Raw genomic sequence first — 25834 nt, 5'->3', positions numbered from 1 at the left:
AGGCCACGCCAGAGGCGGTCGCCTTGGGCGCGCGTGTCAAACCCCGTCAGGAGTTGCGCAACCGCTCCAGAACGCGCGACGAAGCGTAGCCGTCGGGCACATCCCCGATGGATTGCTGAAAGCGGCGCACCGCCTCGATCGTGTTCGGGCCGATGATCCCGTCGACGCCGTAGGTGGTAAAGCCCGCCGCGGTCAGCCGCCGCTGCAACTCGCGTCGTTCATCTGACGAAAGGACCCGATCCTCGCGCGGCCAATCGGCCCGGAACCGGGGGCCGCCCATGATCCGGTCGCCCAGATGGCCGACGGCGATGACATAGGCATCGGCCGGATTGTAGCGTTCGATGACGCGGAAATTGTCAAAAACCATCAGGGCGACGCCCTGCGAGCCTGCCGGAAGCAGGATCGAGGCGTCCCCGTGATCGGGCACCTCGCCGCCATCGGCCAGGCGCACGCCCTGGGTGCGCCAGAACGCGGCGCTCCGGCGGGTGCGTTCGCCCGCCAGGCCAAAGTCGAACCCGTCCGGCAGACGTACCTCGACCCCCCAGGGTTGGCCGCGCTCCCACCCGAAATGGGCCAGATAGGCCGCGGTCGAGGCCAGGGCATCCAGCGGATCGTCCGACCAGATGTTGCGTCGCCCGTCGCCGTCGAAATCCTGCGCATGCTCGAGATAGCTGGTCGGCATGAACTGGGTGTGGCCCATCGCGCCCGCCCAACTGCCCTGCATGTCGCGCGGGCGCACATCGCCCGATTGCAGAATGCGCAAGGCGGCGATCAACTGCGCCTCGAAGAAATCCTGCCGCCGCCCTTCATAGGCCAGCGTCGCCATGGCCTCGATGATGTCGTCGGACCCGCGCAACGCGCCATAGGCGCTTTCCAGCCCCCAGATCGCCACGATGACGCGCGCATCGACGTCATATCGCGCCTCGATCTCGGCCAGTTCGTCCTCGTATCGGCGATAGGCCGCGCGGCCGTTTTCGACGCGCGCCGTCGACACGGCCGAGTCGAGGTAATCCCACAAAGCTCGTGTGAATTCCGACTGGTTGGCGTCACGCTCCAGCACGCGGGTGTTCAACTGAACCCCGGTAAAGGCCGCCTCGAGCGTGCCCGTGGTGATGCCCTGCGCGCGGGCGCGGCTGAAAAACCCGTCGATCCAGCGACGAAACTCAGGGTCCTCGACCCGGCCCATCCGGTCGGCGGCCATGCGTTCGGTCCGTGCCACGAACCCTTCGGGCGGGGCGCCCCTGTGGCTGGGCCGCATGGACGAGGCCACGGCCAGCAGGCTGGTGGGTTGCGCCCGCGTTTCGGTCTCGGCCCGGGCCGGGGCCGAGGAGACCAGCGTCACGGGCTGGACCGCGCCGGCATCGGGTCTGGGCATCGGCACCAGAGACGTTCGCGGCGGGGCCGCGGCCGCCAGGCCGGTCCACAGTGCCAGTATCAGGGTCGATATGAAAAAAGTGCCACGCATGAGGGGGCCAGTCGCCTGTGAGTCTGTTTCGAGCTTTGTTGTGGATAATATAACCGATTCCAAGAAAACTTGTATGGACCACGCAACAATGCGCGATCTCTTGCCGGTCACTCTGACACGGTCAGGTTAAAACAAGGTTAGGATCGCCGCGCGGCCTTCTTGCGCAGCTTGACCTTCTTGCGCGCGGCCTGGCCGGCCTTGCGCCGCGGGGGCGCGCCGCGCTTGCCCCTTTGCGGACGGCGCGGCAGGCTCTGGCCCTCCAGCTCGACCAGATCCAGCGTCAGGCCGCCGGTCACCGGCACGGCCTCGGCCAGTTTGACGGTGACACGGTCGCCGATGCCGATGGTCAGGCCCGAATCCGCCCCCATCAGCGTCTGTGTATCGGCGTCGAAATGGAAATACTCGTGCCCGATGGCGCGCATGGGCAGCAACCCGTCCGCCCCGGTTTCGTCCAGCTTCACGAACGCGCCAAAGCGCTGAATGCCCGAGATCCGCCCCGTGAAGGTCGCGCCGACCCGGTCCGACAGGAAGGCGGCAAGGTAGCGATCGTTGGTGTCGCGTTCCGCCGTCATCGAGCGGCGTTCCGTGTCAGAGATATGCTTGGCGGTCTCGTCCAGCCGCTCGACCTCGTCGGGGCTGAGCCCGTCGCGCCCCCAGCCATGGGCCGAGATCAGCGCGCGGTGCACCACAAGGTCGGAATAGCGCCGGATGGGCGAGGTGAAATGCGCGTAAGTCTTCAGCGCCAGCCCGAAATGTCCGAAATTCTCGGGGCTGTAATAGGCCTGCGTCATCGACCGCAGCGTGGTCATGTTGATCAGCTCGTCGAACTCGGTCCCCTCGGCCTGGGACAGCAGGGCGTTCAACTGGCGGGTTTGCAGGACCTGCCCCTTGGCCAGCGAAAACCCCGAGGCTTCGGCGGTTTCGCGCAGGGCCTCGATCTTTTCGGGTTTGGGTTCCTCGTGGACACGGAACAGCAGGGGTGTGCGTTTCTCGATCAGGGTTTCGGCGGCGGCGACATTGGCCAGCACCATGAATTCCTCGATCATGCGATGGGCATCGAGCCGGTCCTTGTAGGCGACCGAGGTGACATGCCCGTCCTCGGACAGTTCGATCCGCCGCTCCGGCAGGTCGAGGTCCAGCGGCTGGCGGCGGTTGCGTGCATCGCGCAGCGCGCGGTAGGCGGCGTAAAGCGGCGCGATGACCGGCGCGACCAGGGGTGCGGTCTTGTCGTTGGGCGCGCCATCCTCGGCGGCCTGAACCTCCTGGTAGTTGAGCGACGCGGTCGAGCGCATCAGCCCCCGCACGAAGCGGTGGCCGATCTTGTTCCCCTCGGCGTCGATGACCATGCGCACGGCGATACAGGCGCGCGGAACGCCTTCGTGCAGCGAGCAAAGATCCCCTGACAGGCGATCGGGCAGCATCGGCACGACGCGGTCGGGAAAATAGGTGGAATTGCCGCGCTTCTTCGCCTCGCGGTCCAGCGCGCTGCCCGCCGCCACGTAATGGGCGACATCGGCGATGGCCACCCAGATGACATGGCCGCCCCGGTTCCTGGGGTCGTCATCGGCATGGGCATAGCAGGCGTCGTCATGGTCGCGCGCATCCGCCGGGTCGATGGTGACAAGGTCCATGTCGCGCAGGTCTTCGCGCCCCGACAGGCCCGCGGGCTTTTTGCTGTCGGCCTCGGCGATGACGGCATCGGGAAAGGCATCGGGGATGCCATGTTCGTGGATCGCGATCAGGCTGACGGATTTCGGCGCGCCGGGGTCGCCCAGACGGTCGGTGATCCGCGCGCGCGGCAGACCCATGCGCCCCTTGGGGCCGGCCTGTTCGCCTTCGACGAGTTCCCCGTCGCGCGCGCCATGGGTGTCGCTGGCGCGCACCTGCCATTCCTTGTCGGCCCCCTTCGAGATGGGCACGATGCGCCCGCCCTCGGCCCCCTTGCGGTAGATGCCCAGGATCTTTTTCGGGTTCGTCCCGATGCGCCGGATCAGGCGGGCGATATAGTGGTGATCCTCGCCCTGCACCTCTTGCAGGCGGGCAAGGATGCGGTCGCCCGCGCCGATGGCCGGGTCGGTGGCGCGGGCGGAAAACAGGATGCGCGGCTCGGCCCCTTCGCCCTGCCATTCCAGCGGACGGCAGAACATGTCGCCCAGATCGTCCGGCCCGGTGACCTGCAACACCGCCACGGGCGGCAGCTTGTCGGGGTCGCGATAGGTCTTCTTGCGCTTCTCGAGATGGCCCTCGTCCTCGAGTTCCTTGAGCATGCGCTTGAGGTCGATCCGGTCGGCCCCCTTGATCCCGAAGGCGCGGGCGATATCGCGTTTCGAGGTGCTGGCGGGGTTGTCCGAGATCCAGGCGAGGATCTGGTCCTTGGTGGGAAGCGTGCTCATGCGTTTGGCGTAACACGGGGCCGCGGGCGCGTCATGCGGGAAGTTGGCGGGTGTTGCGCCGCGCCTTGCGCGCGTCGCCCGGGGAAGCGCGGCAAGGGGCAAGGGGCCCCTTGCCGCGCTGACGCCTTCGGCGGGCATATTTGAAGGATAAAGATGGGGCAGGTCAGCCCGTGAAATAGTCGGTGAGGATCTGGGTGTAGATGCGTTTGAGGTCGTGGATGTCCTGCACCCAGACACGCTCATCGACCTCGTGCATGCGATGCCCCACAAGGCCGAATTCCACGGCTGGGCAGTGCGATTTCACGAAACGCGCGTCCGACGTGCCGCCGGTGGTGGAGAGTACTGGCTGGCGGTTGGTGGCCTTGGCAACGGCACCCGAGACCAGCTTGGACAGGTCGCCAGGGGGCGTCAGGAACGCCTCGCCCGAGATATGGGGGCGCATCTCGATCCGCGTGCCGGTTTCCTCGGCGACGCGGTCGGCCTCGGCGCGCAGCCAGTCGGTCAGGCTGGCGCCGGTGTGCAGATCGTTGAAGCGCAGGTTGACCGTCATGCGAGTGCGGGCGGGGATGACGTTCGAGGCCGGGTTGCCGGTGTCGATGGTGGTGACCGACAGGGTAGAGGGGTCGAAATGATCGGTGCCCTCGTCCAGCGTGTGACTGGACAGTCGATGCGCCAGCAGAGCGACCGCGGGCATAGGGTTCAGCGTCTTGTGCAGATAGGCGGAATGGCCCTGCTTGCCGATCACCTCGAAATGGGCGGTCATGGACCCGCGCCGTCCGATCTTGATCATGTCGCCGATCACCTTGGGGCAGGTGGGTTCGCCCACGATGCAGACATCCATGCGTTCGCCCGCCTGTTCCATCCAGTCGAGGATGGCGATGGTGCCGTCGCGGCCAGGCCCCTCCTCGTCGCCGGTGATGGTCAGGACGATCGCGCCATCGGGGGGCGTGTCCTTGACGAAGTCGATCGCGGCGGCGGCAAAGGCGGCGACGCCCGATTTCATGTCGGTCGCCCCGCGCCCGTAAAGCCAGCCGTCCTCCAGATGTGCGGAAAAGGGTGGATGCGTCCAGGCGCCCTCGTCGCCCACGGGCACGACATCGGTGTGTCCGTTGAAGCCGAATGTCTTTTCCGCGCCCTTGGTGCCCCAGCGCGCGAACAGGTTGGGCGTGCCGTTTCGATCCACGCGGGTGCAGGTGAAGCCGGCCGCGCTCAAGGTGGTTTCGAGCAATTGCAACGCGCCGCCTTCTTCGGGGGTCACCGAGGGGCATCTCACGAGGGCGGTGGTCAGGGCGGCGGGATCGGTGGGCATGGCGGCTCCGGGGGTTTGGCGATGGTTGCCCGCTGAGGTAGCGCCGTGACCCGAAAGGCACAATGGGGGCCGCCATCCCGTCGGCCTGCGGCGACGGGATTCCAATTGCGACGAAATTCGGGCAAGGTGATGGAAACAAAGAAAAACCGTCGAGGCAGGCGCGGCAACGACCGCGGGACGGATGACAGGCACGAAAAACGCGACCCATTTCGCCCCGGCGCGAAACGGGGCGTTTCGCGCAGCGCCGCTTGCCACGACCGAGGACGAGGGCAGGCATGGCGACGGGGCAAGAACTCAACTACGACACCGGTGCGAACGCCACCGAGATGGCCGAAACCATCATGGGCGAGGGCGTCACCGTCGTCGGGGCCAGCTATGACGGGGCGAGGGGTTCATCGGCGATTTATTCGGGCGGTGACAGCATCGCGCCGGGTGTGACGCCGGGCGACAGCGGGGTCATTCTGTCTACAGGGAACGCCCGCAGCTTCACACGGTCGAACGGTGATCCGAACCGCAGCACGGGAACCTCGACGAACACGAGCGGCGACAACAACGATCCGCTGCTGAACGCGGCGGCCGGCGGGGCCTCGACCTTTGACGCATCGATCCTGACGATCGATTTCATCCCTGACGGCGACACGATGACGATGCAGTTCGTCTTCGCGTCCGAGGAATACCCCGAATTCACCGGTTCGCAATTCAACGATGTCGTGGCCTTCTACATCAATGGCGAGCTTGTGACCTCGCCCGTGGTGAATGTCACGCAGATCAACTCGGTCAACCAGACCGAGAACGCCAACCTGTTCAACGACAATACCGGCGACGCGTTCAACACCGAGATGGACGGGTTCACCGTGACCCTGTCGGTGCAGATGGCGGTGAACCCCGGCACGGTGAACGAGCTGTTGATTGCCATCGCCGATGTCGGCGACAGCTCGTATGACTCCAACATCCTGATCGCCGCGGAAAGCGGGCAGACCGCCTTTATCGCCGAGGATGACGCAGTGACCCATTTCGAGGGTCAGAGCGTGATCATGGACGTGCTGGCCAATGACGGCACCGGCGGGGTGATGACGATCACCCATGTCAACGGCCAGGAAATCGCGGTGGGCGAAACGATCACCTTGCCCAGCGGTCACCAGGTGACGCTTTTGGCCGATGGCACCCTGGAGGTCGTGCCGCCCGCCGGTCAGACCGGCCTGACCGGGCCGGTGACCGAGAGTTTCACCTACACGGTGCAGGACGAGAACGGCATCACGGACACCGCCTTTGTCACCATCACGGCCGTTCCCTGCTTTGCCCGGGGCACGATGATCCGCACCCCCGACGGCGAGGTCGCGGTCGAGGATCTAGCGGTGGGCGACCTTGTCGAGACGCGCGATAGCGGCGCGCAGCCCCTGAAATGGATTGGCGCGCGCCGCGTCCGCGCCGAGGGGCGGTTCCGCCCCGTGGTGATCGAGGCCGGCACCTTCGGCCTGCACGGGCGGCTGGTGGTGTCACCGCAGCACCGCATCCTGCTGACGCATTGGATGGCCGAGCTGATGTTCAACGAGGACGAGGTCCTGGTGGCGGCCAAGGACCTGGTGAACGGGTGTTCGGTCCGGTTCGCCGAGGACATGGACGAGGTCGAGTATTTCCACCTGCTGTTCGACCGGCATCAGATCGTCTGGTCCGCCGGTCTGGAGACCGAGAGCTTTCAGCCCGGCCCGGGCGTGATGAACGACATGGAGGCCGCCGTGCGCGACGAGATCCTGTCGCTGTTCCCCAAGATCGACCCGGCCAGCCACGAGGGGTACGGCCCTGCCGCGCGGCGCTCGTTGAAACCATACGAAGCCCTGGCTCTGGTGGGGTGACGCCGATGACCTGGGTCGCGATCTGGCAGAATGGGGGCATGTGCCCGACGCCCGGCACGGGCGCGCGCGCGATCGCCCCGGACCGCGAGCACGAGGCGCTGACCCTTTGGCTCGAGATGCGCATGCCGACGCCGGGGCGGCGCCCCTTGCGGATCTGGCGGGGGTCTGGCGGGTGCGCGCGCGACTGTGCGCTTCTCCTGATGCCGGACGGGGCCTTGCGGTTGCGCATGGACGAGATGGATCTGTTCACGCCGCCCGGCTTTTTCTCGGGCGGGCACATGATGGTGCTGCGCCTCGTGCTCTGCGCGCGCGGGCGGCGCGACATGGTGGATATCCTGAACGTGACCAGCGCCGAGCGGCACATGGCGCGCCTCGGGCTGGCCTGGCCCGCGCGCCTGCGCGATCTCTGGCCGGCCGAGCATGGCTATACCCGCCTGGCCTGTGTGGCGGGTCTGGCCACCATGGCGCTTCCGGCAACGGATCTGCCGGGCATCGAGGCCGGGGCGCGCATCCTGACCGAAGCGGGCCCGACCCCCGTCGAACGCCTGTCTGTGGGCGACCGCGTGATCGGCCGCGACGGCCGCGCCCATCCTGTCTGCTGGATCGCCGCCCGTGACCGGCTCTGCCTGGGCCATGCCGCGCCGATCCTGATGCGGGCGCCCTATTTCGGTCTCGACCGCGACATCTGCGTCACGCCGCAGACGCGCATCCTGCGCAGCGGCCCCGATGTCGAATACCTCACCGGCCAGGACGAGGTGCTGCTCCGCGCCGGGGATCTGGTCTCGGATCATGCGGCGCGGATCGACCGGACACAGGCCGTTCGCCGCTTCTATCACCTGATGCTGGACGATCCCGACTGCCTTGCCATCGGGCGCTGCCGCATCGAAACCGCCACCTTGTCCGAGGTCGTCGCGGCCGAAGAGGCCCCCGGCGGTGTGGCGATGCTCGTCCCCCGCGATGGGCAAACCTCGCGCCTGCTTCTCGACCGGGCGGGCACGCGCGCGCTGCTTGGCACCTCGGCCACGGGCCATGGCGCGTTGATCTGAGGATCAGTGCACACCGTCCTTGCCGAAAAACGGCGTGACCTGCACGACGATCACCGCGTTTTCCTCGGCCGCGCGCTGCATCAGCGCGGCGTCGTCCTCGGTGATCTCTTCGCCCTGGCTTTCGCGTTCCTCGCGGGTGCCATAGCCGGTCACGTCCAGCGGGTTCAGATCGGCCTGTTTCAGCACGGCCACCGTTTCGCGCACCGCCTCGGCCTCGTCCACGCCCGAGGCATAGCAGACCAACCCGGCCCCCGTGGCGCCCTCGGGCAGGCCGTCGCCATCCTTGCGGCCGACCTCGACCACCAGCATGAAGACCGAATGCGTGCGGGGCGTTTTCTTGTCCTTGCTCATGGCGCGGGCATGCGGCGGGCCGGGCGCGCTGTCAAGCGCCGTTGACCTTGGCGCGGGGGCGCGGAATGGTCGGGGTCCTCGCAAGACCGCCAAAGGCAGCCCGCGCATGTCCCGCCCGTTTTCCGCGCCCAAAGGCACCGTCCTGTTCCGTCCAGGCCAGCCCTGCCCAGGCTTTCTGGTGTTGACCCAGGGGTCGATCCGCGTGTCGCTGACCGGGGCCAACGGGCGCGAGGTCGTGCTGTATCGGGTGCAGCCCGGCGGCATCTGCCTGCAGACATTCGCCTGCCTGACGCTGGATCGCACCTATTCCGCCGAAGGCATCGTCGAGGCCGACATCACGGGCGACCTGGTGCCGCCCGGACAGTTTCGCACCCGCGTGGCCGAGGACGCCGCCTTTCGCGATCTGGTCTTCGGGTCGGTCGCCCACCGCTTTGGCGAATTCGAACAACTGGTCGAGGATGTGGCCCTGACCGGGTTTGACGCCCGTCTGGCGCGGGCGTTGTTGCGCCTGACGGATCAGGGCGGTTTCGTTGCCGCGACGCATAGCCAGCTGGCCGCGGAAACGGCCTCGGGCCGGGCCTTCGTCACGCGGCGCCTGGCCGAGTTCGGGAAATCCGGCCTTGTCAGCCAGGAGAAGGGCGGCCTGCGCCTGCTGGATCGGGCCGGGCTGGAACGGATTGCCGCAGATCGCCGGTGACTCTGTCACCGTCATCCGACGGCCGACTGCCTATACCTGCCGTCAGACGCCAGTTGGACAACCAAAGGAGATATCCCATGCCCCGCAACGAAGGCACCATCGACCGCGCCCTGCGCATCATCGCCGGCCTCGTGCTGATCTCGCTCGTGTTCGTCGGACCCCAGACCGCCTGGGGTTGGGTCGGCCTTGTGCCGCTTTTGACCGGCGCGCTGGGCTACTGCCCCTTGTATTCGGTGCTCGGCATCAACACATGCGGCATGAAGAGTTAAGCAAAGCCGTTTCTCCGGACGGTTGGAAAGGGGGGTCATTGGCCCCCCTTTTCTTTTTCACGGCCGCGATGGGCCGCGATCAGTCGCGCAGCAGATCGTTGATCGAGGTTTTCGAGCGCGTCTTTTCATCGACCCGCTTCACGATGACGGCGCAGTACAGGTTCACGCCGTTCTTCGACGGCATCGAACCGGCCACGACGACCGACCCGGCCGGCACTTCGCCATACATGACCTCGCCGGTTTCGCGGTCGACGATCTTGGTGGACTGGCCGATGAAGACCCCCATCCCCAAAACCGAGCCTTCGCGCACGATGACGCCTTCGACCACCTCGGACCGCGCGCCGATAAAGCAGTTGTCCTCGATGATCGTGGGGCCGGCCTGCATCGGCTCCAGCACGCCGCCGATGCCCACGCCGCCCGACAGGTGCACGCCCTTGCCGATCTGCGCGCAGGACCCGACCGTCGCCCAGGTATCGACCATCGTGCCTTCGTCCACATAAGCGCCCAGGTTCACGAAGGACGGCATCAGCACCACGCCCGGCGCGATATAGGCCGAGCGGCGCACGATGCAGTTGGGCACGGCGCGGAACCCGGCCTCGCGCCATTCGGTGTCGCCCCAGCCCTTGAACTTGCTGTCGACCTTGTCCCACCAGTGGCCGCCCTGCGGGCCACCATCCTGGCTTTCCATGTCCTTCAGGCGAAAGCCCAGCAGAACGGCCTTTTTCGCCCACTGGTTGACGTGCCAGGTGCCGTCGGCCTGCTTTTCGGCCACGCGCAACGTGCCGCTGTCCAGCGCGGTCAGCGTCGCCTCGATGGCGTCGCGGGTTTCGCCCCCGGTCGAGGGCGTGATCGTATCGCGCACGTCCCATGCGGCTTCGATGGCGGTTTCCAGCTGGGCGTTGGACATCGGTGGTTCCCTTCGGTCAATGCGTTGGCTGGGCTATATCCGGCGCATCCCCGGCTGGCAATCCGGCAGGGGGCGGGCTAGGTCTGGCGGGCAATCATCACGAGGTCACCGGCATGGAAGACGATTCCAGATACGCCCCCTTCCGCCAGGCGCAGGACGATGTGGAGTCCAGCCGCCATCTGCCCGACACACCACAGGCCCGGTCGCCCGCCTACAGGCTGGCCTTCGACGACTTCGATTTCATCAATCGCGACGAACTGCGCCCCGTGCGCCTGCAACTGGAATTGATGAAGCCCACGCTTCTGATGGACGAGCACGGGATCGTATCGACCGTCGTCCTGTTCGGCGGCGCGCGCATTCCCCGCCCCGAAGCGGCCGAGACCGCGCGCACCGACACCCTGCGCGATCTGACGCGGTTCTACGACGAGGCCCGTTATTTCGCCCGCGCGGTCACCGAACGCTCGGTCGCGACCGGCTGCAAGGAAATGGTCGTGGTCACGGGCGGTGGCCCCGGCGTGATGGAGGCCGGCAATCGCGGCGCCGCGGATGCGGGCGGCTGTTCCATCGGCCTGAACATCGTGCTGCCGCATGAACAGGTGCCGAACGAATTCGTCACGCCCGAGCTGTGCTTCAACTTCCACTATTTCGGCATCCGCAAGATGCATTTCCTGCTGCGCGCCAAGGCCATCGCGGTCTTTCCCGGCGGGTTCGGCACGCTGGACGAACTGTTCGAAAGCCTGACCCTGATCCAGACCGGCCGGATGGAGCAGGTGCCTGTCCTGCTGTTCGGCGAAGAGTTCTGGCGCAAGATCGTCAACTGGGATGCGCTGGCCGAGGCCGGCACGATCTCGGCCGACGATCTGGCGCTGTTCCACTTCGTCGAAAGCGCCGAGGCCGCGCTCGCCATCATCGATGGCTGGGAATACACCGGCAAGCGCGGCGAAATCCCGGGCCGCTAGGCAAGACCGCCTCAGTCGGGCAGGCGGTAACTGACAAGGCTGTTGGGGCGGAACCGGATCAGGTCGTTATCGGCGACCATGCTGGCGATGAGCCGCCCCTGTCCATCGCGCCACAGGCTCAACCCCTCGAGGTTGCCATGGATGCCGGGGCGGGTTTCCAACAGCACCTCTTGCGGGCCCAGACCATCGGCGGTCACGCCATAGCGCGTGATCCGCGCGGCGAAACCGCCAAGCGGGGCAAAGCGCCGTTCCAGCAAGGTCAGCCGCCCCCGGTCATCGAAATCCAGCGCCACGGGGCGAAACCCGCTCTGGCGCGGCAGGCGCGCAAAGACATGCCAGCCCCCCTCGTCATGGCGCCACAGGGCGTGGGGCGCGCTGCCCGGTGCGCGTTCGGCCACGGTGTAGAGACGCCCCTCTGCGTCGGCGGCCAGGGCCTCGTAACCGCCATTCGGGGGCAAAAGGCCCGCCTCGGGCGGCGGGGCGATGCGGGCCAGTTCGCGCCCATCGGCGGCATGGATCGCAAACCGCATGTCGCCTTCGAATGACAGCGCAAGCCGACCGTCGGCCAGACGCGCCATGCCTTCGCTGTCCATGGCGGCGCGGCCGTCCGGCAGGGTCCCACCCGGCGTGGTCAGGGTCGTGTCCCCGATCAGGGCGGCCTCTGGCAGGCCGTCGCCCGCCCCATCGAGGCGCAGCGTGAAGAGCCGCCCCCGGTCCGACAGCAGCAGGGCCTCGGCCCCGCCCTGGCGCATCTCGATGGCCGACAGACCACCGAACGCGTAGGCGCGCGGCAGGTCAAAGGCGACCTCGCCGATCAGGCGCGCCTCGCCCGTGGCCAGCGCGGGAGACGCGACCAGCCCCAGGATCAGCGCCGCGCGTTTCACAAATCGCTGAGCAGCGACAGGCATTGGCCGGGAACCTGCGACAGGGTGATGCCGTTTCCGCGCGGCGGGCCGGGCCTCACGGGGGGGCGCGGCTCGGTGCTGGGCGGGGGCGGGTTCAGGATGCGCGCGGCGCGTTCTTCGGCCTCGGCGCAGCCATCGCCGGGGGGCGGCGGCGTCTGATCCTCGCAATCGCGCGACCCGGCGGGGCAGGACAGGCGCACATGGAAATGATAATGATGCCCGGTCGCCGGCCGGATCACGCGCAGCCAGTCGCGGTCGCCCTGGGGCGTGTTGCGGCACAGCCAGACCTTGACCCCGGGGTGACGAAAATGCGCGCCACGCGCGGGTCGCTGGCCGCGCTGCGCAGCACGCTGGCATGCTCGGTCGTCCAGTTGTCGTTGATCCAGGCGCCGCGCTGCGACCGGACCGAGATCGAGGACAGGCTTTCGCGCTCGGCGCGTGTCAGGGTCAGGTCGCGCGCCGCCAGCATCCAGATATCGACATCGAGGCCGGACTGATGGCTGACATGACCGGTCAGCATCGGGCCGCCGCGCGGCTGGCTCATGTCGCCCACATACAGCCCCGCCCAACTGGTGGTGCGCGCCACCTCGCGGCTCAGGTCCTGCACGAAATCGATGGTTTCGGGATGCGACCAGTTGCGGTTGCGGCTCAGGCGCATGGCCTGCCATGTCGGGCCGGTCTGGGGGAGTTGCTGCGCCCCCGCGACGCACCCGTTGGAATAGAACCCGATCACCTCGGCCCGGTCGCCCGTGGCCACCGCCTCGGCCCCGAACAGGTGGCGCGCCTGCATGGCCGATTGCGTGGCGTCCAGGCGCATGGCGGGGCCGCTGCCGACACAGGCCGCCAGGACAAGGCTCAGCGCGCCCAGGGCAAGGCGTCGGGCAATCTTGGTGCTAGGGCCTTTGCGAAACCGTGTCATGGCGCCCCTCGGCATCGACGAAAAACAGCAGGATCAAGCCCAGCATGAACAAAACGATCAGCGGCGTCACCCCCATCTGCTGACTACCGCTGAGTTGTGTGGCCACACCGATGCTGAGCGGTGCGATGAACGACGTTGCCTTGCCCGCCAGCGCATAGAGGCCAAAGGCTTCGGTCATGCGGTCGGGCTGGGCCTGGCGCACCATCATCGTGCGCGAGGCCGATTGCAACGCGCCCGCCCCCCGCCCCGATCAGGGCACCAAGCACGTAAAAGGCGATGTCAGGCAGGGCCGACTCGGGCGCGACCGGAATGCCGAAGACGCTGTCGCGGCTGATGAACACCACCCCCAGTGCCACCAGCGTCAGCATCAGCACATTCAACAGGATAACGGGTTTTGGGCCAAAGCGGCTGTCGGCCTTGCCGCCCAGCCACGCGAACAGCGCGCCGGTCAGAACCGCGAGAATGCCGAAGACGCCCACATCCACCACCGACCAGCCCAGGACACCGGCGGCGTAGATCCCGCCAAAGACATACATCCCGTTCAGCGCGTCGCGGTAGAACATGGACGAGGCGAGGTAGGCGAACAGGCTGCGCTGTCGCGGCAGGCCGCGCAGCGTGCGGCGCAACTCGGGCCAGGCGCCGGCCACGGCGGCGCGCACCGGGATCGCCTGGGGCGCGCGCGGGTCGCGCACCCACAGGAAGAACGGGATCATGAACACCGCGTACCAGATCGCCGTACCCGGCCCTACGGCGCGGGTGCCCTCGCGCGCCTCGGCGTCCAGCCCAAGGATCGGATCCAGCCCGATCAGGGTCTTTCCGGTCTCGGCATTTTCGGCAAAGAGCAGCAGCATCGCCACCAGCGCCACGAACCCGCCCAGATAGCCAAAGGCCCAGCCCGACCCGGAAATGCGCCCCAGATCCTCGCGTCGGCCCAGGCTGGGCAGCAGCGCGTTGGTGAAGATGGTCGCGAACTCCATCCCGATCAGGCCGATGGCGAAAAAGGTCATCACCACGAACAGGTTGAAGGCCTCCGGCACCGCCAGCCACAGGCCCGACGCCCCCACGATATACATGCCCGAGAACAGCCAGATGAAGGGCATGCGCCGCCCCGACAGGTCGGCGATCGCGCCCAGAAACGGCGCCATGAGCGCAATCAGCAGGCCCGCGGCCCCCACACCGTAGCCCCACGCGGTTTGCGCCGCCGTGCCGTCGCCCAGCAGATCGTTGATGTAAGGCCCGAAAATGAAGGTCAGCAGCAGCGTGTTATAGGGCTGGCTGGCCCAGTCAAAGGCCCACCACCCCCAGATGCGCCGCTTGCCGGCAGGGTCCAGGTGCCGCAGCGGCGGCAGGGGTTTGGGATCGGTCAGCGTCTTCATGCGCCGACCATCCGCCCAAGCCACGGCGTTGTAAATGAAATTGCCGCGCCGTCAGATCTTTGGCGGCCACGGGCGTGTCCGATCCGCCCTAGCCCAGGCCTCGACCCACGCGGGCAGTGGCGGCGAGGTGCGCTCGAGCCCCAGCGCATCGGCCACCCGCAGCGGGTCGATCAGGCGGCCCTTTTCGGTGACGCCGGTGCGCAGCAGCGCGTGGTTGCACACGGTCTCGCCGCGGACCATGGCCTGTTCGAGATAGATGAACTTGTCATCCCAACCCAACAGGCGCGTGCGGATGTCAAAGCGCTGAAACGGCCGGATGCGGGCCCGGTAGCGCACCGAGCTGCCCGCCACGACCAGCCCCCATCGTTCGCGCTTCAGCGTGTCCCACAGGCCGGTGCGAATCGACAGGCCGAACCGGCCAAGGTCGAACAGCGTCAGGATTCGGCCATTGTTCATCTCGACAAAGCCGTCGATATCCCAGGGCAGGCAGGTCATCGGCAAATGATGCGTGTCGAACGGGGCCAGTGCCGGCTTGCGCCGTTGGGCCACCGTCAGGGCAAAGAGGCGAAGGAACGGATACATGCCCGCAGCCAAAGCGCGACCGGCCGCCCTGTGCAAGAGGGATCGTTGCGTCACCGCCTGCGCTTGCGCATGCGCGGCACAGGACCTATCTGGCCAGCAACCCGTTTTTCCGAAAAGGCCGTGCAATGACCTCGCTATTCCAGATCCTGATGCTGCTGATCGACGTGGTGTTCTTCGTCGTGATCGTCCACATCATCATGAGTTGGCTGATCAGCTTCGGGGTGCTGAATCTGCGCCAGCCGATGGTCGCGCAGATCTGGGATGGTCTGAACCGCCTTGTCGAGCCGATCTATGGCCCGCTGCGCCGCATGCTGCCGCCGATGGGCGGGCTCGACCTTGCACCGCTGATCGTGATCATCGGCCTCTACGCGCTGGAAATCATCCTGCGCAACAACGTGGCCCTGTTCCTGTGACCGCGCGCTAGAGGAACGGCGCGTCCGGGCCCCAGATCGCCTCGACGCGCGCATCGCGTCCGCATCCCTCGCGATAGAGGCCGTAGGCGACAGATTTCCGGCGCGGGCCGAAGCGCGTCAGGATCAAGTCGTCGCTCAGGTAGTAATCCTGGTGGTACGCCTCGGCCGGGTAGAATGGGGCTGCGTCGCGGATCGGTGTCACCACCGGGGCGCCCAACTCGGCCTCGGCCGCGGCGATGGCGGCCTCGGCCATGGCGCGTTCCTCGGCCGTCTCCACGAAGATCGCGGTGGTATAGCTGAAACCGCGATCGCAGAACTGCCCGCCATCGTCCAGCGGATCGACCGAGCGCAGGAACAGGTGCAGCAACCGGTCATAGGGCAGAACATCGGCGTCATAGGTGATCTCGACCACCTCCAGATGCCCGGTGCCACCGCCGACAACCTGCCGGTAACTGGGGGTTTCGACTGTCCCGCCGGCAAAGCCCGACACCACCTCGATCACGCCATCGACGCGCTCGAAATCGGCCTCGACGCACCAGAAACAGCCGCCCGCGACCACGGTCGTGCGGATATCCTCGGCATGGGCGCGGCCGCCCTGCACGGCCAAAGCCGCACAGATCGCAAGGCCGAGCATGCCGGATTTCAGACTGTCCTTGATCGGGGCGCGGGCCATCTGGGTCCTCCATCTTCGGAATCACGCTCGCCCGAGGGGCCTTGAAATACAACGCACAGGGGTGTGAGGTCACGCGGCGGTGAACCGCGGCGACGCGAAAGGGCAAGCATGGTCAGCACGCATCAGTCCGAAGAGGACGCGCGCAACGAGAACATCCTGATCTGGGTCAACGGCGCGTTGCAGCCGCGCGCGCAGGCCATGGTCAGCGTTTATGACAGCGGCTTCATGCTGGGCGATGGCGTGTGGGAAGGCTTGCGCCTTTACGATGGCAAATGGGCGTTTCTCGATGACCATCTCGACCGCCTGTTCGAGGCGGCGCTGGCGATCGACCTCGATATCGGTCTCGACCGCGCGGGCGTTGTTGCCGCGCTGGAAGAAACCCGCGCCGCCAATGGCATGACCACCGATGCCCATGCCCGGCTGATGGTCACGCGCGGCGTCAAGATGCGGCCCTTCCAGCACCCGGCGCTATCGGTCTCGGGGCCGACCATGGTCATCATCATGGAGCATTCGCGCCCCTCCATCCCGCGCCCGATCCGGCTGGCCACCGTGCCGCATCAACGTGGCCTGCCGATGACGCAGGACCCCAAGCTCAACTCCCATTCCAAGCTGAACTGCATCCTCGCCTGCATCGCCGCCGAAAAGGCCGGCGCGGACGAGGCGCTGATGCTGGATGTGCATGGCTTCGTGAACACGACCAACGCCTGCAATTTCTTTATCATCCGCAAGGGCGAGGTTTGGACCAGCACCGGCGATTACTGCATGAATGGGATTACCCGCCAAAAGGTCATCGACGTCTGCCGCGCCGACGGCATCCCGGTCTTCGAGCGGAACTTTTCGCTGGTCGAGACCTACGGCGCGGACGAGGCCTTCCTGACCGGCACTTTCGGGGCACAGACCCCGGTAGGTCAGATCGACGGGCGCGTGATCGGCCACGGGCAGTTGGGGCCGATGACCAAGCGGATTCGGACGCTCTACAAGGATCTGGTGGCCCGGTCCTGAGCGGGCTGCGCGTATGTACGGGGTGTGTACAGCATGTGTACGGGGTGTGACCCATGAAAATCGCGATGTGGTCGGGGCCGCGAAACCTCTCGACGGCGATGATGTACAGCTTCGCCGCGCGGGGCGATTGCGCGGTGTGGGACGAGCCGTTCTATGCCCCCTACCTCGCCGCGACCGGCATGGATCACCCCCTGGTCGCAGAGATCGTCACGGCGCATGAGGCCGACCCCGAGAAGGTCGCCGCCGCCTGTGCCGGCCCGACCCCTGGGGGCAAAAAACACTTTTACATGAAGCACATGCCCCATCACATGCTGCCCGGTTTCCCGCTGGATTGGGCCGAGGGTTGCGTGAATGTTCACCTCATCCGCCACCCCGCCCGCGTCATCGCCTCTTACGCGGCCAAGCGGGGCACGGTCACGCTGGAAGACATCGGGTTTCCCCAGCAAATGCACCTGTGGCGGGCGCTGCCCGGCCCCGTGATCGACAGCGCCGATATTCGCCGCAACCCACGGGAAATTTTGCAGAAAATCTGCTCGGAAATCGGCATGGATTTCACCGACGCCATGCTCCGCTGGCCCCCCGGCCCGCGCCCCTATGACGGCATCTGGGCTCGGCACTGGTACGGCGCGGTCCATGCCTCGACCGGCTTCGCCGAGGCCGAGGGGCCGTTGCCCGATTTGCCCGAGGCGCACCGCCCGCTCTTGGCCGAGGCCCTGCCGATCTACGAGGAGATGCGCGCGCAGGCCCTCGCCCTCTGACGCCCGTGTCATGCAATCGTCGCTTGAAGCCGCGCGCGGCTTTTGTGACCATGGGCCATGCAGGATACGACCCTTTCCCCCGTCCCAAGCTGGCCCGCCACCGCGTCCCGCCTTGTTGCCGTCGCCGCGGGGCGCGAACCCGCCGATCTGGTTCTGACCGATGCCGCCGTCGTCCTCGTCCAAACGCGCGAGGTGATGCAGGGCTGGCAGGTTGCCGTCGCCGCAGGCCGATTTGCCTATGTCGGCCCCGACGCGGGCCATTGCATCGGGCCGGAAACGCAGGTCGTTGACCTGCAAGGAAAATACCTGATCCCCGGCCTGTGCGACGCGCATATGCATATCGAATCCGGCATGCTGACGCCGGCGGAGTTTGCGCGCGCCGTGATCCCACATGGCACGACCAGCATGTTCACCGATCCGCATGAGATCGCCAATGTCTTCGGCCTGCGCGGGGTCAAGTTGATGCATGACGAGGCGCTGATGCAGCCCGTCAACATCTTCACGCAGATGCCCTCTTGCGCGCCGTCCGCGCCGGGGCTGGAGACGACGGGGTTCGAGATCACGCCCGAGGATGTGGCCGAGGCGATGACGTGGCCCGGCATCGTGGGCTTGGGCGAGATGATGAACTTTCCCGGCGTCGTGTCGGGCGACCCCAAGATGCTGGCCGAAATCGCCGCGACGCAGGCCGCGCGCAAGACGGTCGGTGGCCATTACGCCAGCCCCGATCTTGGCCCCGCGTTTCACGCCTATGCCGCCGGCGGCCCCGCCGACGATCACGAAGGCACCTGCGAGGAGGACGCCATCGCCCGGATGCGGCAGGGCATGCGCGCGATGATCCGGCTGGGCAGCGCGTGGTACGATATTGAGGCACAGATCACCGCCGTGACCGAACGGGGCCTCGACTCGCGCAACATGATCCTGTGCACCGACGATTGCCACTCCGGCACGCTGGTCCATGACGGGCACATGAACCGCTGTGTGCGGCACGCCATCGACTGCGGGGCCGACCCGCTGCTGGCCTTGCAGATGGCCACGATCAACACCGCCACACATTTCGGGCTGGAGCGTGAATTGGGACAGATCGCACCGGGCCGCCGCGCGGACATGATCGTCACCAGCGACCTGCGCGCCCTGCCGATCGAGGTGGTCTATGCCCGTGGGGTCAAGGTGGCCGAAGACGGGGTGTGCCTTGTCGATTGCCCGCATCTGGATTGGCCCGAGGATACGCGAACCTCGGTCCATCTGGGCAAGGCGCTTGAGGCCGCCGATTTCGAGGTGACAGCCCCAGACGGCGCCAATGCCGTAACCGTCAAGGTGATCGGCGTGGTCGAGAACCAGGCCCCGACCGAGGCGCTGACTGCCGAGTTGCCGGTCGTGAACGGCGTCGTCGAGGGACAGGGCGGTGTGTGCCAGATCGCGCTGGTCGAACGCCACCGGGGCACCGGGCAGGTGACCAACGGCTTCGTGTCGGGCTTTGGCTACACGGGGCGCGTTGCCGTCGCCTCGACCGTGGCGCATGACAGCCACCACATGATCGTCGTAGGCACCGATCGTGACAGCATGGCCCGCGCCGCGATGCGCTTGGGCGAGGTGGGCGGCGGCGTCACCGTCTGGAAGGATGGCGAAGAACTGGCGCTGGTGGAGCTGCCCATCGCCGGCCTGATGTCGGACAGCCCCGCCGAAGAGGTCGCCGCCAAGGCCCAGGCGATGGTCGAGGCGATGGCCGCCTGTGGTTGTACGCTCAACAATGCCTATATGCAGCATTCCCTCTTGGCGCTGGTCGTTATCCCGTCGCTGCGGATCTCGGACCTCGGGATCGTGGATGTGACCCGCTTCGAGGTGACCGACCTGTTCGTGACGGAGGATGAATGACCGCGCCGATGAAGCACCTGCCCGTTGAGATGCCCGATTTGCCAGGGGTAAAGGCCTTTTCCGATGCGGCCGAGGCCGTGGCTTATTTGGAAGAGTTGTACCAGACGGGCACCCTGTTCCTGCGCGATCGCTTCTCGGCCGTTGTAAGGGCTGGCGAGGCGCCGGGCGTGCGCTATCGTGCGTGCTACCCCGAGATTCGGATCACCACGGCCAGCTACGGGCAGATCGACACGCGCCTGGCCTTTGGTCACGTCGCCGATCCGGGCACCTATGCCACGACCGTCACGCGGCCCGACCTGTTTCGCCATTATCTGACGCAGCAGATCGGCCTTTTGCTGTCGAACCATGATGTGCCGATCTATATCGGCCCCTCGCAAACGCCGATCCCGGTGCATTTCGCCGTGCTGAACGATGCCGATGTGCAGATCCCGCAAGAAGGCGCGCTGGCCTTTCCGCTGCGCGATGCATTCGACGTGCCGGATTTGCAGACCACCCATGACGATATCGTCAATGGTTTCGGTTTCACGCACGAGGACGGCGCGGGCGCGCTGGCCCCCTTCACCGCGCAGCGCATCGACTACTCGCTGGCGCGATTGGCGCATTACACCGCGACCAAGCCCGAGCATTTCCAGAACCACGTCCTGTTCACGAACTACCAGTTCTATATGGACGAGTTCGTCGAATACGCCCGCGCCGCGCTGGCCGATCCCGATAGCGGCTATACCGCGCTGGTGGGGCCGGGGAACGACGTGATCACCGACCATACGCAGCCCCTGAACCCGCCGGGCAAGCTGCCGCAGATGCCGACCTATCACCTGACGCGGGCGGGCGGGGGGGGCATCACGCTGGTCAATATCGGGGTGGGGCCGTCGAACGCGAAAACCGCGACCGATCATATCGCGGTGCTGCGCCCGCATGTCTGGCTGATGGTCGGCCATTGCGCGGGCCTGCGGAACACGCAAAGCCTTGGCGATTACGTGCTGGCCCATGCCTATCTGCGCGAGGACAAGGTACTGGACGACGATCTGCCCGTCTGGGTTCCAATCCCCGCACTTGCCGAGGTACAGATCGCGCTGGAAGAGGCGGTCGCCGATGTGGCCGAGGTTTCGGGCTATGAGCTCAAGCGGATCATGCGCACCGGCACCGTCGCCACCGTCGACAACCGCAATTGGGAACTGCGCGACCAGACCGGCCCGGTGCAGCGCCTGAGCCGTCGCGCGCCATCGCGCTGGACATGGAAAGCGCCACGATCGCGGCCAACGGGTTCCGGTTCCGGGTGCCGTATGGCACGTTGCTCTGCGTCTCGGACAAGCCGCTGCATGGCGAATTGAAGCTGCCCGGCATGGCCTCGGCCTTTTACAAGACGCAGGTGTCGCGGCATTTGCTGATCGGCATTCGCGCCATGGAAAAGCTGCGAGAGATGCCTCTGGACCGGCTTCACAGCCGCAAACTGCGCTCGTTCGAGGAAACCGCGTTCCTTTGACATGGCAAAAACGCCGCGTAAGCCCTGTTTTTCACGGGTTTTCGACCGCGAAGCGTTGTGTGGCCACACAATATTCGGTTAGCTTCGCGCCAACGAGCCCCCAGGGTTCGGGCAGTATCAGGAGAGAATGAACATGGCACAGAAACCCATGACCAAGACTCAACTCGTGGCCGCGCTGGCCGAGGAGATGGGTGCTGACAAGAAAACCGCCGGAGCCGCCCTTGACGCCGTGACCTCCGTTGTCACCAAGGAAGTGGCCGCAGGTGGCGCCGTCACGCTGCCCGGTATTGGCAAGGTGTATTGCCGCGAGCGCCCCGAGCGCATGGTGCGTAACCCCGCCACCGGCGAGCAGATCAAGAAAGAGGCCGACAAACAGGTGAAGGTCACCGTTGCCAAGGCCCTGAAAGACAGCGTGAACGGCTGATTGCCGAGTGCCGCGAATTCTGAAAGGGTCGCGACCGACGGGTCGCGGCCCTTTCCTTTTTGACGGTACCTCCATGGATCTTCGCGCATTGGCGATGGGGCTTCTGTTTGCCCTGATCTGGTCTTCGGCCTTTACCTCGGCCCGTATCATCGTCGAGGCGGCCCCGCCGATCATGGCTCTGTCGCTACGGTTCTTCATCTCGGGGGTGATGGGTGTGGGCATTGCCCTGGCGCTTGGGCAGAATTTTCGCCTGAGCCGGGTTCAATGGGCGTCTGTCCTGATCTTCGGGGTCTGCCAGAACGCGCTCTATCTCGGCCTCAACTTCATCGCGATGCAGACGGTCGAGGCCTCGCTGGCCGCGATCATCGCCTCGACCATGCCGTTGTTGGTGGCGACAGCCAGTTGGCTGGTCTTTCGCGAACGTTTGCCCGGTCTTGGCATCCTGGGCCTGATCGTGGGGTTTGCCGGGGTCGCGCTGATCATGGCGCAGCGGTTCTCGGGCGGGGCCGACATGGTGGGTGTCGTGCTGTGCCTTGTGGGGTCGGTGGCGCTGACGGTCGCGACGCTGGCGGTCAAGGGCGCCTCGAGCGATGGGGCGAACCTGATGATGATCGTCGGGTTGCAGCTGCTGGTTGGCAGCATCGCCCTCGCCCCGTTTGCCGCGATGTTCGAGACCTACGCGGTGACCTGGTCGCCGTCTCTGGTGGTGGCCTTTGTCTACACGACGCTGATGCCGGGCCTTTTCGCCACCTTCCTCTGGTTCCGTCTGGTCGGGCGGATCGGCGCGACGCGGGCGGCGACGTTCCATTTCCTCAACCCGTTTTTCGGGGTCGCCATCGCGGCCGTCCTGTTGTCCGAGGCGCTGACCTGGATCGATGCGGTTGGCGTCACGATCATCGCTGCGGGCATCCTTGCGGTGCAGATGGCACGGCAAAGCCCGCGCCCGGAGACATGACATATGGCTCACGCGGACGTTTGGTGACTGTGTTCGGCATTTCCCGCAGACACATGGCATGGAACTGGTCCTGTCATATGCCGCGGGTCTGCTGACCCTGATCAACCCCTGCGTTCTGCCGGTGCTGCCCATCGTGCTGGCCGGTGCCTTGCAGGCCAGTCGCTGGGGGCCTGTGGCCCTGGCCGCCGGGATGGGGCTGGCCTTTGTCACGCTTGGGTTCGGGGTCATCGCGGCCGGGCATCTGGTGGGGTTGACCGAACAGACGGTCGCACGCGCAGGCGCGGTCCTGATGATCGCCTTCGGTCTGGTATTGCTGATCCCGCAGGCCTCGGCCCGGTTCGCCACGGCCACGGCGGGCATGTCGGCGCGCGCGGATCAGGAAATGCACGGGATCGCGGCCCAGGGCTGGCAGGGGCAATTCATGGGCGGCCTGTTGCTTGGCGCGGTCTGGAGCCCCTGTGTCGGACCCACGCTGGGGGGCGCCATTTCGCTGGCCAGCCAGGGCGAGGAACTGTTTCGCGCCTTCGCCATCATGGTGTTCTTCGCCCTTGGCATCGGAACGGTGATCGTTCTGCTTGGATATGGCGCGCGGTCCGTTCTGCAACGCCGCGTCGGGGCGCTCAGGCGCTTCGCCCATGCCTCGCGCCCCGTGCTGGGTGGCGTTTTCCTTTTCGTCGGTGTGGCGATCCTGCTGCGCTGGCATCACATGGCCGAGGCCTGGCTGCTGGATCGCATGCCGATCTGGTTGCAGGATCTGTCGGTCGCCCTCTGACCTGGATCGGGAGAGATCGATGACACGACGCGAATTGTTTCTGGGGGCCTCGGCCCTCGCCTTGACGCCGACACTGGCCCTGGGGCAGGTCGCCCCGATGATCGAGTACGAAGCCGGCTTGCCCGAGCGGCTGTTGGCCGAGGGGCATACCGTGTTCCTCGACTTCGCGGCCAGTTGGTGCGGGACGTGCCGGGCCCAAGGCCGGATCATCGAGGACTTGCGCGCCGCAAACCCGGCCTATGACGACGCGATGACCTTTGTCCGCGTCGATTGGGACAGGTACGGGCAGTCCGAATTCGCCTTGATGCTGGGTGTGCCGCGCCGTTCGACCCTGATCGTGTTGCGGGGCGAGGATGAATTGGGCCGCGTCATCGCCTCGACCCGAGACGCGGATATCCGCGCCCTGATGGAAACGGCGCTGGCCGAGGCCTGAGGCGTCAGGCCCCGTTCGGGCGGTGGGCGATCACCACGAAATTGTCCAGCGCCCATGCGCCCCCGCGCGTGCCCGAAAGGGCGATATCGAGTGTGGGGGCGGTCGATCGCAGCCGCAGGGAGATCCGGCTGCGGCGGATGCCGAGGCTGCCGAACGGCCTGGCCGACGCGGAGGTCGTGATCGTGCTGCCGCCAACGGTGATCGTCGGCAGGCGTGCCTGATCCAGAAGGTAGAGATCGAAGGCCAGCGTGATCGCCGCCGTGTTTTCGGGCAAGCTGATCGTGCGCGTGATCGCGTCATTGGAAAAAGGGCCAAGGACCCGGCCCAAACCCGGCCTGTCCCACAGCCGATCCTCGGACCAGCCGGAGGATTGATGCGAAAGATCCTCGAAGGCGACCAAGTGGTCCGTGTCTTGGAGAATCAGTAATCCTCCGCCGCCGGTGTCATCGGTTCGGGGCCCCGCATCGATGCGAATCATGGCACTGACAACGATCACCACCGCGAGGATAACCAGGGCGGCGAGGGTCCGATCCAGCGAAATCCGTCGAAAAGCATAGGTCTGGCTGGCAGGCAAGCCCATCGCAACAACATCCATTTCTACCCCAGTGTGTCTTTTTACCGCCGCAAATGTGGCGGGAAGACGGCGGCGGTAAGGTGGATTTGTTGCATTGTCCGGCACACGGCCCCAATGGATCCTGGCGCCGTGAATTGGGTGCGTAGCCGCGACGATCGGGGTGTTTCGCGCCGTCTCGACCCCAGCTTGCCGCGTTGACGTCGCACTGCCGCCACATTCATACGAACGCGGCGCGCGCGGGAGTGGGGGCTTTCAGCCGATCCGGCCCTGGTTCTCACCCACATGGCCGCGATGCCACAACACATGGTCGAGGATCACACAGGCGGCCATCGCCTCGGCCACAGGAACGGCGCGGATGCCGACGCAGGGGTCATGCCGTCCCTTGGTGACGATCTCGGTCTGCTCGCCGGATTTCGTGATCGTCTTGCGCGGGGTCAGGATCGAACTGGTGGGTTTCACGGCGAAGCGCACGACCACATCCTGGCCGGTCGAGATGCCTCCCAGGATGCCGCCGGCGTGATTGGTGCCGTAGGCCGGCCCATCCGGGCCTATCGTGATCTCGTCGGCATTCGCACTTCCGGTCAGGGCGGCGGCGGCCATGCCCTCGCCGATCTCGACGCCTTTGACGGCGTTGATCGACATCATCGCGGCCGCAAGGTCGGTATCCAGCTTGCCATAGACCGGCGCCCCGAGGCCCGCGGGCACGCCGCGCGCCGTGACTTCGATCACCGCGCCGACGCTGTCGCCCGATTTGCGCAGACTGTCGAGGTATTCGGCCCAATCGGCGGCGGCCCGTGCATCCGGCGACCAGAACGGGTTTCTGTCGATCTCGTCCCAGTTGAACCTGGCGCGGTCGATGCCGTGCGGCCCCATCTGAACCATGTAGCCGGTGATGCGCAGGTCGGGGACCAGTTTTGCCAGCGCGGCGCGGGCCACGCCCCCCGCCGCCACCCGCGCGGCGGTTTCCCGCGCGCTGGAGCGCCCACCACCGCGATAGTCGCGGATACCGTATTTCTGCCAATAGGTGATGTCGGCATGGCCGGGACGGAATTTCTCGGCGATGTCGCCGTAATCCTTCGATCGCTGATCGGTGTTGCGGATCATCAGCTGAATGGGATGGCCCGTCGAGTGCCCCTCGAACACGCCCGACAGGATCTCCACCGCGTCGGGTTCGCGGCGTTGCGTGGTGAACTTGTTCTGGCCCGGTTTGCGCAGGTCCAGCCAGTGTTGCAGCGCCTCTTCCGTCACGGGCACGCCGGGGGGGCAGCCATCGACCGTGGCGCCGAGGGCCGGCCCATGGCTTTCGCCCCAGGTCGTCACGCGAAAGATATGGCCAAAGGTGTTGAAGCTCATGTGCGCTGCCTCGCTGCTGGTGTCCCTCGGTTAGCGGCCTCTGCGCGAAATGCCAAGTCGCAAGGCCCTTGCCGAGCGTCGCGGTCTGCCA

23 protein-coding genes and 3 pseudogenes are annotated in these 25834 nt (G+C 66.5%); 14 read left to right on the top strand and 12 right to left on the bottom strand.

The window, feature by feature from the left end:
• Window positions 1–46: 46 nt before the first annotated feature.
• From ROSELON_RS04360 to dapE, 3 genes are all read right to left on the bottom strand, one after another.
• Window positions 47–1465 (bottom strand): lytic murein transglycosylase, encoded by a 1419-nt coding sequence (locus ROSELON_RS04360; RefSeq protein WP_025311207.1) that lies wholly within the window; start codon window positions 1463–1465, stop codon window positions 47–49.
• A gap of 137 nt (window positions 1466–1602) precedes the next feature.
• Window positions 1603–3858 (bottom strand): ribonuclease R, encoded by a 2256-nt coding sequence (rnr, locus tag ROSELON_RS04355; RefSeq protein ID WP_025311206.1) that lies wholly within the window; start codon window positions 3856–3858, stop codon window positions 1603–1605.
• Between the two features lie 163 nt (window positions 3859–4021).
• Window positions 4022–5167, bottom strand: a complete 1146-nt coding sequence (gene dapE, locus ROSELON_RS04350) for a succinyl-diaminopimelate desuccinylase (protein ID WP_025311205.1) — start codon at window positions 5165–5167, stop codon at window positions 4022–4024.
• Between the two features lie 275 nt (window positions 5168–5442).
• Here dapE and ROSELON_RS04345 point away from each other — a divergent pair, with 275 nt between their 5' ends.
• Complete coding sequence (locus ROSELON_RS04345; RefSeq protein WP_038650166.1) at window positions 5443–7020, top strand: choice-of-anchor L domain-containing protein; 1578 nt, start codon at window positions 5443–5445, stop codon at window positions 7018–7020.
• Between the two features lie 5 nt (window positions 7021–7025).
• Window positions 7026–8066, top strand: coding sequence for a Hint domain-containing protein (locus ROSELON_RS17355; protein WP_025311204.1), 1041 nt, complete (start codon window positions 7026–7028; stop codon window positions 8064–8066).
• A gap of 3 nt (window positions 8067–8069) precedes the next feature.
• Here the strand turns inward: ROSELON_RS17355 and ROSELON_RS04335 are convergent, their stop codons facing one another.
• Window positions 8070–8417, bottom strand: a complete 348-nt coding sequence (locus tag ROSELON_RS04335; RefSeq protein ID WP_025311203.1) for a hypothetical protein — start codon at window positions 8415–8417, stop codon at window positions 8070–8072.
• Window positions 8418–8523: 106 nt separating this feature from the next.
• On the opposite strand from ROSELON_RS04335, the gene ROSELON_RS04330 reads away from it, so the two are divergent.
• The gene (locus ROSELON_RS04330) at window positions 8524–9114 is read left to right on the top strand and encodes a Crp/Fnr family transcriptional regulator (protein WP_025311202.1); all 591 of its coding nucleotides are present in this window, start codon (window positions 8524–8526) and stop codon (window positions 9112–9114) included.
• A 77-nt stretch (window positions 9115–9191) separates the two neighbouring features.
• On the top strand, window positions 9192–9383 hold the full coding sequence (locus ROSELON_RS04325; protein WP_025311201.1) for a YgaP family membrane protein: 192 nt from the start codon (window positions 9192–9194) through the stop codon (window positions 9381–9383).
• Window positions 9384–9462: 79 nt separating this feature from the next.
• On the opposite strand, the gene dapD is transcribed toward ROSELON_RS04325, so the two are convergent.
• Window positions 9463–10290: a 2,3,4,5-tetrahydropyridine-2,6-dicarboxylate N-succinyltransferase gene (gene dapD, locus ROSELON_RS04320; protein ID WP_025311200.1), complete on the bottom strand. Its 828-nt coding sequence runs from the start codon at window positions 10288–10290 to the stop codon at window positions 9463–9465.
• 113 nt (window positions 10291–10403) lie between these two features.
• On the opposite strand from dapD, the gene ROSELON_RS04315 reads away from it, so the two are divergent.
• A complete protein-coding gene (locus ROSELON_RS04315; RefSeq protein WP_025311199.1) occupies window positions 10404–11249 on the top strand; it encodes an LOG family protein in 846 nt (281 codons plus the stop codon).
• Window positions 11250–11260: 11 nt separating this feature from the next.
• Here the strand turns inward: ROSELON_RS04315 and ROSELON_RS04310 are convergent, their stop codons facing one another.
• From ROSELON_RS04310 to ROSELON_RS04295, 4 genes and pseudogenes are all read right to left on the bottom strand, one after another.
• On the bottom strand, window positions 11261–12157 hold the full coding sequence (locus ROSELON_RS04310; RefSeq protein ID WP_084613645.1) for an esterase-like activity of phytase family protein: 897 nt from the start codon (window positions 12155–12157) through the stop codon (window positions 11261–11263).
• Window positions 12130–13073: pseudogene (gene mepA, locus ROSELON_RS04305) on the bottom strand (penicillin-insensitive murein endopeptidase). Before mepA ends, ROSELON_RS04310 begins: the two are co-directional and overlap by 28 nt.
• Window positions 13048–14449 (bottom strand): annotated as a pseudogene (locus tag ROSELON_RS04300) (MFS transporter). Before ROSELON_RS04300 ends, mepA begins: the two co-directional pseudogenes overlap by 26 nt.
• A gap of 51 nt (window positions 14450–14500) precedes the next feature.
• Window positions 14501–15031, bottom strand: coding sequence for an acyl-CoA thioesterase (locus tag ROSELON_RS04295; protein WP_025311197.1), 531 nt, complete (start codon window positions 15029–15031; stop codon window positions 14501–14503).
• 125 nt (window positions 15032–15156) lie between these two features.
• On the opposite strand from ROSELON_RS04295, the gene ROSELON_RS04290 reads away from it, so the two are divergent.
• Window positions 15157–15444, top strand: a complete 288-nt coding sequence (locus tag ROSELON_RS04290; RefSeq protein WP_025311196.1) for a YggT family protein — start codon at window positions 15157–15159, stop codon at window positions 15442–15444.
• 7 nt (window positions 15445–15451) lie between these two features.
• Here the strand turns inward: ROSELON_RS04290 and msrA are convergent, their stop codons facing one another.
• Window positions 15452–16117, bottom strand: coding sequence for a peptide-methionine (S)-S-oxide reductase MsrA (gene msrA, locus ROSELON_RS04285; RefSeq protein ID WP_025311195.1), 666 nt, complete (start codon window positions 16115–16117; stop codon window positions 15452–15454).
• Between the two features lie 108 nt (window positions 16118–16225).
• Here msrA and ROSELON_RS04280 point away from each other — a divergent pair, with 108 nt between their 5' ends.
• The 8 genes and pseudogenes from ROSELON_RS04280 to ROSELON_RS04245 all read left to right on the top strand — a co-directional run bounded on the left by ROSELON_RS04280 (window position 16226) and on the right by ROSELON_RS04245 (window position 23816).
• Window positions 16226–17119 (top strand): D-amino acid aminotransferase, encoded by an 894-nt coding sequence (locus ROSELON_RS04280; RefSeq protein WP_025311194.1) that lies wholly within the window; start codon window positions 16226–16228, stop codon window positions 17117–17119.
• 53 nt (window positions 17120–17172) lie between these two features.
• A complete protein-coding gene (locus tag ROSELON_RS04275; RefSeq protein WP_025311193.1) occupies window positions 17173–17877 on the top strand; it encodes a sulfotransferase-like domain-containing protein in 705 nt (234 codons plus the stop codon).
• Window positions 17878–17934: 57 nt separating this feature from the next.
• Window positions 17935–19749 carry an adenine deaminase gene (gene ade, locus ROSELON_RS04270; RefSeq protein WP_038650163.1) on the top strand — a complete coding sequence of 605 codons (1815 nt, stop codon included), beginning with the start codon at window positions 17935–17937 and terminating at the stop codon, window positions 19747–19749.
• An 8-nt stretch (window positions 19750–19757) separates the two neighbouring features.
• Window positions 19758–21232, top strand: a pseudogene (locus ROSELON_RS04265) (AMP nucleosidase).
• Between the two features lie 133 nt (window positions 21233–21365).
• Window positions 21366–21656 carry an HU family DNA-binding protein gene (locus ROSELON_RS04260; RefSeq protein WP_025311192.1) on the top strand — a complete coding sequence of 97 codons (291 nt, stop codon included), beginning with the start codon at window positions 21366–21368 and terminating at the stop codon, window positions 21654–21656.
• A gap of 73 nt (window positions 21657–21729) precedes the next feature.
• Window positions 21730–22611: a DMT family transporter gene (locus ROSELON_RS04255; RefSeq protein ID WP_025311191.1), complete on the top strand. Its 882-nt coding sequence runs from the start codon at window positions 21730–21732 to the stop codon at window positions 22609–22611.
• A 58-nt stretch (window positions 22612–22669) separates the two neighbouring features.
• Window positions 22670–23383: a cytochrome c biogenesis CcdA family protein gene (locus ROSELON_RS04250; protein WP_025311190.1), complete on the top strand. Its 714-nt coding sequence runs from the start codon at window positions 22670–22672 to the stop codon at window positions 23381–23383.
• A gap of 19 nt (window positions 23384–23402) precedes the next feature.
• Entirely contained in the window at window positions 23403–23816 is a 414-nt protein-coding gene (locus ROSELON_RS04245; RefSeq protein ID WP_025311189.1) for a thioredoxin family protein, read from the top strand.
• A gap of 4 nt (window positions 23817–23820) precedes the next feature.
• On the opposite strand, the gene ROSELON_RS04240 is transcribed toward ROSELON_RS04245, so the two are convergent.
• Window positions 23821–24495: a hypothetical protein gene (locus ROSELON_RS04240; protein ID WP_217520194.1), complete on the bottom strand. Its 675-nt coding sequence runs from the start codon at window positions 24493–24495 to the stop codon at window positions 23821–23823.
• Between the two features lie 147 nt (window positions 24496–24642).
• Window positions 24643–25743: a chorismate synthase gene (gene aroC / locus ROSELON_RS04235; RefSeq protein WP_025311187.1), complete on the bottom strand. Its 1101-nt coding sequence runs from the start codon at window positions 25741–25743 to the stop codon at window positions 24643–24645.
• Between the last annotated feature and the right edge of the window lie 91 nt (window positions 25744–25834).

This window comes from Roseibacterium elongatum DSM 19469, assembly GCF_000590925.1.
In the GTDB taxonomy this organism is placed as follows: Bacteria; Pseudomonadota; Alphaproteobacteria; order Rhodobacterales; family Rhodobacteraceae; genus Roseibacterium; species Roseibacterium elongatum.
The sequence above is the reverse complement of the archived record's forward strand: the minus strand, read 5'-3'. Positions and strand labels throughout refer to the sequence as shown.